General features: G+C 72.2%; 11 protein-coding genes. 4 read left to right on the top strand and 7 right to left on the bottom strand.

What is annotated here, in order from left to right:
- Position 1: 1 nt before the first annotated feature.
- The 3 genes from ACQPWW_RS19740 to ACQPWW_RS19730 all read right to left on the bottom strand — a co-directional run bounded on the left by ACQPWW_RS19740 (position 2) and on the right by ACQPWW_RS19730 (position 2,942).
- Entirely contained in the window at positions 2–1,024 is a 1,023-nt protein-coding gene (locus ACQPWW_RS19740; RefSeq protein ID WP_433124547.1) for a fibronectin type III domain-containing protein, read from the bottom strand.
- Between the two features lie 89 nt (positions 1,025–1,113).
- Entirely contained in the window at positions 1,114–1,752 is a 639-nt protein-coding gene (locus tag ACQPWW_RS19735) for a response regulator (RefSeq protein ID WP_433124546.1), read from the bottom strand.
- Positions 1,749–2,942 carry a sensor histidine kinase gene (locus ACQPWW_RS19730; protein ID WP_433124544.1) on the bottom strand — a complete coding sequence of 398 codons (1,194 nt, stop codon included), beginning with the start codon at positions 2,940–2,942 and terminating at the stop codon, positions 1,749–1,751. Before ACQPWW_RS19730 ends, ACQPWW_RS19735 begins: the two co-directional genes overlap by 4 nt.
- Positions 2,943–3,087: 145 nt before the next feature.
- Here ACQPWW_RS19730 and ACQPWW_RS19725 point away from each other — a divergent pair, with 145 nt between their 5' ends.
- Both ACQPWW_RS19725 and ACQPWW_RS19720 read left to right on the top strand, forming a co-directional pair.
- Complete coding sequence (locus ACQPWW_RS19725; protein WP_433124542.1) at positions 3,088–3,846, top strand: ABC transporter ATP-binding protein; 759 nt, start codon at positions 3,088–3,090, stop codon at positions 3,844–3,846.
- An 8-nt stretch (positions 3,847–3,854) separates the two neighbouring features.
- On the top strand, positions 3,855–6,377 hold the full coding sequence (locus ACQPWW_RS19720) for an FtsX-like permease family protein (protein WP_433124540.1): 2,523 nt from the start codon (positions 3,855–3,857) through the stop codon (positions 6,375–6,377).
- A gap of 51 nt (positions 6,378–6,428) precedes the next feature.
- Here ACQPWW_RS19720 and ACQPWW_RS19715 read toward each other — a convergent pair whose 3' ends face one another.
- Together ACQPWW_RS19715 and ACQPWW_RS19710 are read right to left on the bottom strand one after the other, a co-directional pair.
- Positions 6,429–8,039 carry a ricin-type beta-trefoil lectin domain protein gene (locus tag ACQPWW_RS19715; protein ID WP_433124539.1) on the bottom strand — a complete coding sequence of 537 codons (1,611 nt, stop codon included), beginning with the start codon at positions 8,037–8,039 and terminating at the stop codon, positions 6,429–6,431.
- Between the two features lie 96 nt (positions 8,040–8,135).
- A complete protein-coding gene (locus ACQPWW_RS19710) occupies positions 8,136–8,558 on the bottom strand; it encodes a DUF2000 family protein (RefSeq protein ID WP_433124537.1) in 423 nt (140 codons plus the stop codon).
- Positions 8,559–8,608: 50 nt separating this feature from the next.
- Here ACQPWW_RS19710 and ACQPWW_RS19705 point away from each other — a divergent pair, with 50 nt between their 5' ends.
- Complete coding sequence (locus ACQPWW_RS19705) at positions 8,609–9,412, top strand: AraC family transcriptional regulator (RefSeq protein ID WP_433124535.1); 804 nt, start codon at positions 8,609–8,611, stop codon at positions 9,410–9,412.
- Between the two features lie 6 nt (positions 9,413–9,418).
- Here the strand turns inward: ACQPWW_RS19705 and ACQPWW_RS19700 are convergent, their stop codons facing one another.
- Positions 9,419–10,252, bottom strand: a complete 834-nt coding sequence (locus ACQPWW_RS19700) for a helix-turn-helix transcriptional regulator (RefSeq protein ID WP_433134439.1) — start codon at positions 10,250–10,252, stop codon at positions 9,419–9,421.
- A 310-nt stretch (positions 10,253–10,562) separates the two neighbouring features.
- Here ACQPWW_RS19700 and ACQPWW_RS19695 point away from each other — a divergent pair, with 310 nt between their 5' ends.
- The gene (locus tag ACQPWW_RS19695; protein ID WP_433124533.1) at positions 10,563–12,143 is read left to right on the top strand and encodes a DHA2 family efflux MFS transporter permease subunit; all 1,581 of its coding nucleotides are present in this window, start codon (positions 10,563–10,565) and stop codon (positions 12,141–12,143) included.
- Positions 12,144–12,197: 54 nt separating this feature from the next.
- Here ACQPWW_RS19695 and ACQPWW_RS19690 read toward each other — a convergent pair whose 3' ends face one another.
- Positions 12,198–12,659: a DUF5709 domain-containing protein gene (locus ACQPWW_RS19690; RefSeq protein ID WP_433124531.1), complete on the bottom strand. Its 462-nt coding sequence runs from the start codon at positions 12,657–12,659 to the stop codon at positions 12,198–12,200.
- Positions 12,660–12,686: the final 27 nt, after the last annotated feature.

Below are 12,686 nucleotides of genomic sequence, written 5' to 3'. Positions count from 1 at the left end.
GTTATTCGTCTGCCACCACGCAGAGGCCGCCGTTCAACGTGACCTCCTCCGGCAGTTGCGTGCCGGTGGCGACGAGCCCCAGCGACACGCTGCCGCCCGGCGGAATCAGCGCGTTCCGGTTGGTGTTGCGCACCCGCAGATAGCTGTTGTTGAGGCGATCGACGACCGTCGCGCCCCAGATGCCGCGGACCTGCTGGCTGGCCCAGAACCGCCAGGTCATCGTCCACCCGTCGACCGCAGTGGTGCCGGTGTTCTCGACGACGAGGTTTGCCACGAAACCGTCCGACCACTGCCGCACCGTGGACCGGACCGTGCAACTCGGCGGCGGGGGCAGGGTGGTCACGGTGACCGGCGCGGACAGGGGAGACAGGTGGCCGGCCTCGTCGCGGGCCCGCACCACGAAGGTGTACGTGGTGTTCGGCGTCAACCCGCCGATCTGGGTGCTGTTTCGGGGCGGGTACTGGGACACGTCGCGGACCAGGGTGAGAGCGCCGCCAGCGTCGACCCGGAACACCTCGTACCTGTCGAGCACGACGTTATCCACCGAGTGCGTCCACCGCAGCGAGACCTGTGTGGCGGCGACGTCGTACGCTACCGGTTGGCCCGGCGCGCTCGGCGGTTGGTCGTCGCCGGGTGGCATGGTCAACCGCAGGGTCGGGTTGGACAGCGAACTGTTGCCGGCCGCGTCCAGCGCCCACACCGAGAAGGTGTACGTGCGTGAGGGCCGCAGGCCCTCGATCCGGATGCTGTTGGTGTCTGTCGAATACTGGGCGCCGTTATCCTCGAATTGCGCGCCGACCGGGTAGCGGACCACGCCCACGTTGTCGGTCGAGGCCGCCCAGGTCAGCTCGATCCAGGTGGTGTCGATGGCGACGACTGTGATCGCGCCGGGGGTGGTGGGACGCTCGGTGTCCGCCGCGGCGTACGCCGGGGTCGCGCCCGTCGCCACCAGGGCCGCCGTGAGCGCGCAGGCGGCCAGTGCGGCGGCCCTGGAACGGACGCCGCGCCACGGATGATCGCGCATGATGATCGCCTCGCCTTCGGGGTGACCGCAGCGGACCAGTCATCGACTGATGACGATGATAGGTCAGTGGCGGTAGGGCTGCTGTCCCCTCAGCCGACGAGACGCCGTTCCCAGGCCCACGCGGCGATCTCGACCCGGTTGCGGGCCTTGAGCTTCATCTGCACGCTCGCCAGGTGGGTCTTGACCGTGCCGACCGCGATGAAGAGCCCGGCGGCGATCTCGGCGTTGGTCAGGCCCCGGGCGACGAGCTTCACGACGTCGAGCTCCCGTGGTGACAGCCCGGTGTCGCCGCGCGCCGGGGTCGGCGAGCTGAGGTGCTCCAACAGCCGTACCGTGATGGAAGGGCTGATCAGCGCGTCACCCGACACGGCCGCGCGGACCGCCTCCACCAACAGCGTCGGGCCGGAGTCCTTGAGCAGGAAACCGCAGGCGCCGTTGGCGAGCGCGGTGTGCACGTACTCGTCCAGGTCGAAGGTCGTCACCACGACCACCCGGATTGGGTCGGCGACGCCCGGCCCGGCGATCAGCCGCAGCGCTTCGAGGCCGTCGAGGCGGGGCATCCGGATGTCCAGCAGCACCACGTCCGGGCGCAGCCGCCGGGCCAACTCCACGGCGACCACCCCGTCGGCGGCCTCGCCGACCACCTCCATGTCCGACTGGGCCCCGATGATCATGCCGAAGCCGGTCCGGACCATCGCCTGGTCGTCGGCGATCAACACCCGGATCATCGCCCCACCGCCGTGCGCAGCGGGAACGCCGCATCGAGCACCCAGCCACCGGCGACGCCGGGTCCGGCGCTGATCGTGCCGCCGAGGGCGCGTACCCGCTCGGTGAGGCCGATCAGGCCGAAGCCGTGCCCCCGGGCGGGCGTGGTGCGCCCGGCCGCGCCGTCGTCGGCGACCCGGACCAGCAACCAGTCCGGGGTACGGCGCACGGCGACGTCCACGGCTCGGGCGTCCGGGGCGTGCTGGCGGGTGTTGGTCAGCCCCTCCATCACCACCCGGTACGCCGACGTCGAGACCTCCACCGGCAGTCCGTCCAGGTCACCGTCGACGTGCAGGCGGGCCGGGGCGCTCGCCGTGCCGTTGAACCCCGCCAGCAGCGGCGGCAACTCGGTCACGCCGGCCAGTGGGGCCAGCGGCGCGTCCGGCGGGGTGTCCGGGTTGCGCAGGATCCCCACCATCCGGCGCATCGAGGCCATCGTCTCCGTGCCGGCCCGCTCGATCTGCTCCAGCGCGACGATGACCCGATGCGGGTCCTGCTCGGCGACGAACCGGGCGCCCTGCGCCTGCACCACGATGCCGGTCACGTGGTGGGCGATGAAGTCGTGCAGGTCCCGGGCGAACTCCGCGCGCTGCTCGGCCCGAACCAGCGCGATCGCCCGGTCCCGACCGGCAGCCATGATCCGCAGGTAGAGCCCCACCCCGGCGGCGCCGGCCGCGGCGAGCACCTGGAGCAGACCGAAGATCACCAGCAGGTTCTCGGTGCCGGAGCGCAGCGGCAACGCGGCGACGGCCAGCCCGACGGCCACCGCCGCCCACGTGGCGAGCCGGGGCGCGCCCCAGCGGGTGACCACGAAGGCCACCCCGATCAGCCCGGCCGACTCGGCGAGCCCCCAGCTGCCGCCCGGGGCGTACGTGCCCGCGGAGAGGAACAGCAGGGCCGCGGTCACGGCCAGTGAGGCGCCGGCGAGCGCCAACGCGGCAAGCGGCACCACCCGCGACCCCGGTCGGTGCACCGGCAGCCAGAGCGGCACCGTCGCCACCGCCAGCCCCATGCGTACCAGCAGGAGCAGGAGAGCGGCCAGGCTCTCGGGCGCGCCGAACCGAAGGTCGAAGAGGGCGAGCAGGCCAAGGGCCAGCAGGCCGGCGGCCTGGGCCAGGCGTACCCACCAACGTCGAAGATCCGGCGTGCTCATGGTGACCCAGCGTAGCCAGCGGACGGCACCGGCAGATCGGCCGAAAGACAGACCCGACGCCGGCGATACCCGGCCACGGGCCGATGCGCCCGCCCGCCGGTGGCGGCGACGCTGTCCGGGCCACATCGCAGCCACTGGAGGAACAATGACAACCCACGCCCCGCCGGAGACCAGCCACGCCGCGGTCGCCGCGGTCGACCTGGTGAAGGTGTACGGCAGCGGCGACACCGCCGTCCGTGCCCTGGACGGGGTCTCGGTCGGCTTCGGCCGGGCCGAGTTCACCGCCATCATGGGCTCGTCCGGGTCCGGCAAGTCGACACTGATGCACTGCCTCGCCGGTCTCGACACCGCCACCTCCGGCCGCGTCCTGCTCGGCGGCACGGAGCTGACCGGCCAGTCGGACCGGACGCTGACCCGGGTGCGCCGGGAGCGCATCGGCTTCGTGTTCCAGTCCTTCAACCTGCTGCCGCAGCTCACCGCCGCCCAGAACATCACACTGCCGCTGGACCTCGCCGGCCGGGAGCCCGACCGTCACCTGCTGGAGCACCTGGTGCGGGTGCTGGGCCTCGGTGACCGGCTCAACCACCGGCCCAGCGAACTCTCCGGCGGCCAGCAGCAGCGGGTCGCGATGGCCCGCGCCCTGGTGGCGCGGCCCGAGGTGGTCTTCGCCGACGAGCCGACCGGCAACCTCGACTCCCGCTCCGGCGCGGAGGTGCTCACCATCCTGCGCGACTCGGTGCGCGACCTCGGCCAGACCGTCGTCATGGTCACCCACGACCCGATCGCCGCCGCGTACGCCGACCGGGTGGTGCTGCTCGCCGACGGCCGGGTCGCCGGCGAGATCGACAAACCGGACCAGGTGTCGGTCACCGACGCGCTGCGTGATCTGGCGGCCCGCGCGTGAGAGCGACAGTGCTGCGTACCCAGACGAGCGCCGCCGCCCGGCGGCCCGGCCGGCTGATCCTGACCGGCCTGGCGATCCTTGTCGCGTCCTTCGTCGTCTTCGGCACCGTGCTGGTGCAGCAGATCACCGAACGGACCGTGCGGGACAACCTCAGCGGCACCCCGGCCGTCACCGACCTGGTGATCGGCGCGGTCGACGTGCCGCCACCCACCGTCGCGGACCTGCGGCAGATCCGGGCCGTGCCCGGGGTGGCCGAGGCGGTGGCCCGGGTGGCGACCGGGGTCTCCATCGGCCAGGGGTACCTCAACCTCCAGGCCGACCCGGGGAGCGGCCCGCTGACCACGGTCCGGGTGATCGAGGGCAGCTACCCGGACCGGCCCGGCGAGATCGCGATCACCCCGCGTACCGCCGAACGGCTCGGGCTCTCGGTCGGCACCACCACCAGCGGAACCGGCGGTGAGGTCACCTCGCCCGCACCACTGACCGTCACCGGCCTTGTCGACGCCGGCCGCGACGCGGGCTACGACGCGTACGCCCCGGACAGCGCCGTGATCGGCTGGGCGCGACTGACGGCTGTGGAGCGCGTCGACGTGCGGGTGGCCCCCGGGACCGCGACCGACGCGGTCCGCCAACGGGTGACCGCGGCGGTCGCCGGCCAGCCGATCCGCTCCGGCGCCGAGGTACGTGACGCCGAGGCCAACGCGGCGGCCCAACAGGTCGGGAAGCTCTTCATCCTGGTCGGCGTGTTCGTCTCCATCGCGGTCGTCGCTGCGGCGCTGGTGGTCACCTCGACCTTCCGCATCGTCTTCGCCCAGCGGATGCGGCAGCTCGCGCTGCTGCGGGCCGTCGGCGCGGGTCGGGGCACCCTGGTGGGCGCGTTGACCGCCGAGGGCGCCCTGACCGGGCTGGTCGCCGGGGTCGTCGGGGTCGCCAGCGCCCTCACCCTCGGGTACGCGCTGCCGGCGATCCTGCGCGCCACCGGTTACCAGGTCTCCTCGCCGGGCCTGCCCCTGGCGGCGGCGGTCACCGTGGTGATCGGCGCCGTCGTGCTCACCGTGCTGGCCGTGCTGGCACCGGCGTTCTCGGCTGCCCGGGTCTCCCCGTTGGAGGCGCTGCGGACGGCGAGCACCACCACCGCCGGCCGGCGCGGCATCGGGGTGCTGCGTCTGATCGTCGGGCTGATCCTGGCCGTCGGCGCGGTCCTGGCGGCGGTCGCCACGGTCAGCCAGTTGCCGAAGCCGGACCAGGCGAACTACGACGCCTCGAGGCCACTGCTGCTGCTCGTCGCGTCCGGCGCGCTGGCGTTCTTCGGGCTGGTGGCCCTCGGTCCGCTGCTGGTGCGCCCGGTGCTGGCCGTGGTGGGGTGGCCGCTGCGCCAGCTCGGGCCGCTCGGGCGGATGTCGGTCGGTGGGATCGGCGGGGCTCCGCGCCGGGCCGCCGCGGTCTCCGTCGTTGTCGCGCTGGGCGTGACCCTGATCTCCGGGGTGGTCATCGGCGGCGCGTCGTTGCAGATCCTCGCCGACCGCGAGATGGCGCTCTCGGCGCCGACCGACTTCGAGGTCACCGGGAACGTTGGGCCGCTGCCGCCGGCAGTGGTGACCCGGGCCCAGGCGGCGCGTGGCGCACTGGCGCGGGTGGTGCCGTACCGGATGGTCGGTGACGCCACGCTGCTGCGCGGCGCCGACAAGCTGGGTGACGTCGAGTCCGGCTACGCGACAAGCGACCTGGACCTGGCGGCGCTGCCGAGCACCGGCGCTCTGGACGTGGCCCAGGGCTCCCTGGCCGATCGTGGCCCGGGTCGGATCGTGCTCACCAGTTGGGTCGCCCGGGACGCGGGTCTGCGGGCCGGCGACAGCGTCACCCTCGCCGTCGCCACGGGGAGGATCGACGTGCGGGTGGCCGCGGTTCTGCCCGGTGACGGCCCGCTGCACGCCAGCATCCTCGCCGATCCGGCCGACCTGGACCGGATCGGCGTGCCGGCGGCGTACAGCGGTCTGCTGGCCGACGCGGCCGGGTCCGGTGAGGACGGTCGCACCGCCGGCGTGCGGGCGCTGCGCCAGGCGATCGGGGGCAGCGACGGGGTGGGCCTCGCGGTGCTCGCCGACGAACGGGACCGCAACGACAGTTTGGTGCGCACCCTGGTCTGGATCGCGGTGGGCCTGGTCGGCCTGACCGTGCTGATCGCTGTCGTCGGCGTGGGCTCCACGACCGCGCTGTCGGTGGTGGAGCGGGTACGCGAGTCCGGGCTGCTCCGCGCGATCGGGCTGTCCCGGACCGGCCTGCGCACGATGCTGACCGTCGAGTCCGGCCTGTACGGGGTGATCGGCGCGACGATCGGCCTGGTGCTCGGTGTCCCGTACGCCTGGTTGGCGGTCCAGACCCTCGGGATCGAGGCGCCGCTGACCGCGCCGCTGCTGCCACTGGCCGGGCTCTTCGTGGCCCTGGTCGGGCTGACCGCGCTGGCCGGGGTGCTGCCGGCCCGTCGGGCGTCGCGGGTCAGCCCGGTGGTGGCGTTGGGGGCCGACACCTGAGCACCGTCGTGGGCCGGCACCGGAACGTGGCGCCGGCCCACGACGGCCCGGTCAGTTGGGGTTGTTGGCGTGGGTGAGCGTCTCCCAGGCGACGAAGAGGTTGTTGGTTCCGGCCGGACGTTGTTGCAGCGTGAGGGTCTGGGTGTTGGTCATGACGTTGCCCAGCCGGGTGCTCATCGCGTTGAAGCCGACCTCGGTGATCGGGCCGAGGCCCCGGGTGAGGCTGCCGCCGCAGAGCCAGGAGGGCGGCGCCTCGCCGAGCTGGTAGCGCGAGTGGAAACCGAGCGCCTGGCGCAACCGCTCACCGACCTGTGGGTACAGGTCCTGTCCCTGGATGCGGGAGGTCTCCGCGACGTGCGAGATGGCGGAGATCCCGTACCCGGTGTGGACGAAGTCGCGGCACGTCTCCTGGGCGAGGCCGGCGACGAAGGTGGACTGGCCCTGCCAGTAGCCGATGATCTCCGAGCTGGTGTCCAGACCGCTGCCGGGCACCGTGTAGGGCAGCGCGCCGTCGCTGGGCAGGTAGACGAAGGCGCGGGTGCGGTTGAGGAAGCGGGTGACCGCCGCGTCGTAGGCGCTCCGGTCCTCAAGGAAGACGGCGATGCCGACGGTCGCCTCCATCATCGTCAGTTCCCAGTTGCCGTTGCTGTTGGAGCCGTTGCGCACCATCGGCAGGTAGACGGTGCGCAGCATGGTGGCGAAGCGGTTGGCGTTGGGCCAGCTGGTGTACGTGTACTTGATGATCTCGGCGGCCCGGGGCCAGACCGAGGCCGCCCAGCCGGTCTGCAACGGGGCGTTGCTGCCGGTGTGCGCGGTGATCGTCGCCGACCACGCGTCCATGATCTGGATCGACTTCTGCGCGTACCGGGCGTCTCCGGTGACATACCAGGCGAGCGCGTCGGTGTACGCGGCGATCGCGTCCTCCCGCTCGTCGGTGCAGCCGTTGTTCGGGTTGGAGTAGGACCCGCACTCGACCACCGACCGGGGCGCCGGGGTACGCGACAGCGAGGCGTACCGGCTGCCCATCATCTGGCTGTGGGCCGACGCCCACGGCTGCGCGCCGGCCTGCACCCGGCCCCGGACGAAGTCGAGCTGGCCCCGGCTGACAAGCACGCCGGGGTGCGTGAAACCACCGGGCGGCGGTGGGGTGGTGCCGCCGCCGGGCAGTGTCCAGGTCTGGTTGGCGGTGCCGGTGCAACTCCAGATCTGGAGCGGGGTGCCGTCGGCGGAGCTCTGGCCGGTCGCGTCGAGGCACTTGCCGGAGATGGGGTTGACCAGCTGGCCGGCGTTGGCCGACCACTGTTGCGCCCCGGTGCCGTTGCAGTCGTAGATCTGCACCCGGGCGCCGTTGGCGGTGCTGGCGGCGGCGATGTCGAGGCACTTGCCCAGCGCCCGGATCGTGCCGTCGTCGCCGACCGTCCACTGTTGCGCGGTCGAGCCGTTGCAGGTGTAGAGCTGGACCGGGGTGCTGTTGGCCGGGTTCGCGGCGGCCACGTCGACGCACTTGCCGCCGTACCCGGTGATGATGCCGGTGCTGGCGGCCGTCGCGGAGGGGGCGCCGACGACCAGGCCGATCGGTACGGCGAGCACTGCGGCAGCGAGTGCGGAGGTCAGTCTGATGCGGGGGCGGCGGGGCGCGGGCCCGGCCAATCGTCGCGCCATGTCGGGGTCCTTCCGGGGCGGCGAAACAACTGTAAAGTGTGTTAATCATTACAGTCATACGGACCGATATCAATGTCTTCGCCGCCCCGGATACCGTTACGGGTGCATCGACGCCCCCTTGAGCACCTTGTCCACCACGGCGCGCGGCGCGTGCAGCGCCAGGCCCACCAGGTCGAGCTTCTCCCGACCGACAGCCTGGACGGCGGCGCGGTTGTCCCGGTCGTTGCCGGTGGCGAACAACTCGGACGTGAAGATCGCCATCCGCAACCCGCGGGCCAGGGCGCGCGAGTGCGCGCCGACAAGCGTCGTCCGGTCACCGGCGAAGACCAGCACCGGCTGGCCGAACATCGGCAGGTACGCGGTGCCGTCCGCGTCGCGGTACTCCTCGCCGAGCAGCTCCGGTACGGCGTTCGCGATGCCACTGACCAGAAAGGCCGTGACGTTCAGCCGTTGCCAGCCGGCCAGGTCGTTGCGGAGCAGCACGGCGATCTTGGTGGGAAATCGGATCGGTTCGGTCATGGCGTCGAGCCTGCCGACCTCGACGCCGGCCGGTCTTGTACGTTCTTAGCGTGGCCACCCGCCCGCCGGGCTCGCACGTGAACGCGTGGCGACCTGCGGTAGCCGGGGTCGCCGAGGTCTTCCACGCCCACTTCGTGGACCACGCCTACCCCCGGCACATCCACGACGTGTGGACACTGCTGATCGTCGACGACGGCGCGGTCCGCTTCGACCTCGACCGACACCGGCACGGCGCGCTGCGCACGTCGGTCACCCTGCTGCCGCCGTACGTGCCGCACGACGGAAGCTCCGCCACACCGGACGGCTTCCGCAAGCGGGTCCTCTACCTCGACACCTCGGCGCTCGACGCCGACCTGGCCGGCCGGGCCGTCGACGAACCGGATCTGGCCGATCCGCAGCTGCGGGACCGGATCCACCACCTGCATCAGGCGCTCGCCGCGCCCGGGGACGAGTTCGAGGCCGAGAGCCGCCTCGCGCTCATCCTGGACCGGCTGCGCCGGCAGCTGCGGCAGCGTCCCCCGGTCGTCGGCCAACCCGCGGGACGCGGCCTCGCGATCCGACTACGGGAGCTGCTCGACGCCCGGACGGTGGAGGGCGTCACGCTGGGGGAGGCCGCCGAGTTGCTGCACGCCCACCCGACGCACCTGGTCCGGACGTTCGGTCACGTGTTCGGCGTGCCACCACACTCGTACCTGACCGGTCGCCGGGTTGAGCTGGCACGTCGCCTGCTCCTCGCCGGGCGGCGGCCCGCCGACGCGGCCGTCGCGGCCGGGTTCTTCGATCAGGCGCACCTGACCCGCCACTTCCGGCGCTACCTGGGCGTCAGCCCAGCTCGGTTCCCCGCCGGCAGGTGATCGCGGTCAGACGAGCTGGCCACCGATGACGGAGAGCAGCCGCAGCTTCTCGTCGCTCGGCGACCCGGGCACCGCGGTGAAGACCAACAGTGTCTGGGACTGGTCGGGGTCCACAAGCGTCTGGCAGTGCAGCTCCAACGCCCCGACCTCGGGGTGCACGAAGCGCTTCGGCGGACAGTGGCCGGCCGGCACCGGGTGCTCCCGCCAGAGCTGGGCGAACTCCGGGCTCCTGGCCAGCAGGTCGTCGACGAGGGCCGCCGCCCGCGACCCCCGGCCGTCGCGGGTGTACGAGGCGTGCAGGCTCGCCACGAGCAGGCGGCTCTGCGTGTGGTGGTCCTCCGCCGGGTGCAGCCGCCGTGCCGTCGGGTCGGTGAACCAGCGGTGGTGCGCGCTGCGGGCCAGCCCGGTGTGCCGGGTCTCGTCGCCGAGCAGGGCGACGGCCGGCGCGGTCTGCGCCAGGGTCTCGCCGAGGTGGTTCATCACCTGGGCCGGTGTGTCCTGCATCCGGTCGAGGATCCGCATCATTCCCGGGTTGACGTGGTCGGCCCGCACCGCCCGGCGCGGGACGGCGTGGCCGGCGAGCTGGAACAGGTGGTCCCGTTCGGCAAGGGAGAGCCGCAGGCCGCGGGCCAGGGCGGCGAGCATCTGCTCCGATGGGTGCGGCCCGCGCTGCTGCTCCAACCGGCTGTAGTAGTCGGTGGACATCCCGCTCAACGTGGCGACCTCCTCGCGCCGCAGCCCACCGGTGCGCCGGCGCGGGCCACGGGGCAACCCGACGTCCTCGGGCTGGAGCGCCTCCCGTCGCGTGCGCAGGAAGCTGGCGAGCTGGGCGCGGTCCACGGTGCCTCCGATCGGGGTGCCGGCGGTGAACCGGCACGTCGAGTGCAACAGGCGAGCCCGGCCGGGGTGTTCCGCCTCGACCACCGTGCCGATGGTCACCGCCTGATCGACACCCCGACGTCCGGCTCCAACGGGACGGCCGATCGGTTTTCGCCACCGGCCGGTCACGAAACCCGGCGGCGAACCGTCACAGCTGACGGTTAGTCTGCCAGCGCGCGTCGTCGCCCAGCACGTCGCGTCACGCGCCGGTGCAGGCGCGGCACATCGCCACCACCCACCAATCGGCGCTCAACCGACTTCAGGAGAGTTAGTGACACAGCAATCTGTCGCGACATCGGACAAACTCGACGCCGCGGTGCTCAAGGTGGCCGGCGTCGTCGTCCTCGGCGCGATCATGTCGATCCTCGACGTGACGGTGGTCAGCGTGGCGCTGCCCAAATTCCAGAGCGAGTTCGACGCGTCGTACGCCCGCGTCGCGTGGACGATGACCGCCTACACCCTCGCGCTCGCCACAGTGATCCCGCTCAGCGGCTGGGCGGCTGACCGGTTCGGCACCAAACGCCTCTACATGGTGGCGCTTGCCCTGTTCACCATCGGCTCGGGGCTCTGCGCCACTGCCGACACGATCGGCGAGCTGATCGGCTACCGGGTGTTGCAGGGCCTCGGCGGCGGCATGCTCATGCCGCTGGGCATGACCATCATGACCCGCGCGGCCGGCCCGCACCGGATCGGCCGGCTGATGGCCGTCCTCGGCATTCCGATGCTGCTCGGCCCGATCGGCGGCCCGATCCTCGGCGGCTGGCTCATCGACACCGCGAGCTGGCACTGGATCTTCCTGATCAACCTGCCGATCGGCGTCGTCGCCCTGATCTACGCGCAGATGGCGCTGCCGAAGGACGCCCCCGAGCCGTCCGAGTCGTTCGACTTCGTCGGCATGCTCATGCTCTCGCCGGGCCTGGCGCTCTTCCTCTACGGCATCTCGTCGCTGCCGGAGGCGGGCACCTTCACCGCGGCCAAGGTGTGGGCGCCGATGCTTGTCGGTGGCGCGCTGGTGGTGGCGTTCGTGCTCTACTCGTTCAAGCCCCGGCACCCGCTGCTCGACCTGCGGCTGTTCCGCAACCGCAGCCTGACCATCGCGTCGGTGACGCTGTTCGTGTTCATCATCGCGTTCATGGGCGCGGGTCTGCTGTTCCCGAGCTACTTCCTCCAGGTGCGCGGCGAGACGACGCTGACCGCCGGTCTGCTGATGGCCCCGCAGGGCCTCGGCGCGATGATCACCATGCCGATCGCCGGCACGTTGGCCGACCGGGTGCCGATCGGGCGCACCGTCCCGTTCGCGCTGGCGCTCATCGTCGTCGGGTTCTTCGGCTTCACCCAGGTCGACCCGCAGACCTCGTACTGGCTGCTCGGCGGGTCGCTGTTCGTGATGGGCCTGGGCATGGGCGGCACCATGATGCCGATCATGACTTCCGCCTTGCGGACGTTGTCGGCAAACGACGTGGCGCGCGGCTCGACGCTTGTCAACATCCTCCAGCAGATCGGCGGCTCGGTCGGCGCCGCCGTGATGTCGGTGATCCTCACCAACGAGCTGAACGGATCCCGGCCGATCCCCGGCCTGGTGGACGAGAGCGGCAAGCCGATCACGGAGGCCGGGCTGGCCATCGCCTCCCAGCAGCGGCCGGAGCTGCTCCAGCAGATGCCGGTCGACCCGTCGATCATCGAGCGGGGGCTGGACTTCGCCGCCAGGTCGTTCGGCAACACGTTCTGGGTCGCGTTCGCGCTCGTCGTGCTCACGTTCATCCCGGCGGCTCTGCTGCCGCGCCGACGTCAGCCGGCGCAGCTCGACGACCCGCAGGCCGAGCAGGTCAGGACGCCCGTCGTCATCCACTGACCGACGCCGCCGCGCTCAGCACCCGGTGCGGTGCTGAGCGCGGCGGGTACGGCGTCAGCGCAACGGACCGTCGCCGGGCCCGTCCGGGTCCTCGACCACGTGGATCGCGGCCTCCTCGGCGCTGGCAGCACCGGCGTCGATACCGGCGTCCCAGGCCACCGACTCCGCTTCGTCGTCCTCGCGGACGCCCTCGTCGTAGGCGACGAGACGGCCCGCGCGGGCCTCGCTCTCGTACCCCCGGCGGGTCAGCTCGTCCTCGTCGTCGCCACCCTCGGCGTAGGGGTCGACATCCGGCACCTCCTGAGCGAGGTGCTGTGCCAAGGACTCGCCCGCCCGCTCCTCGGCGGGCGTGGTGCCGAACCGGTTGGCGGCGGTCCAGTGGTCCTCGGCCACGATGCCGGTGTCGAGGGGATCGCCGACCCGGTCGTCGTCGAGGGTGTCGGAGGCATCCAGGACGCCGTCGTCCTCGACCACGTTCCACTCGTCGACGGAATCCATCCGCTCGGTCTGGCTCACGGCGGTCTCCTCTTCGTCACGGTGCAC

This window comes from Micromonospora sp. CA-240977 (assembly GCF_050942285.1).
GTDB lineage: Bacteria > Actinomycetota > Actinomycetes > Mycobacteriales > Micromonosporaceae > Micromonospora.
Note: the sequence above shows the minus strand (reverse complement) of the source record. Positions and strands in the feature narration are given on the sequence as shown.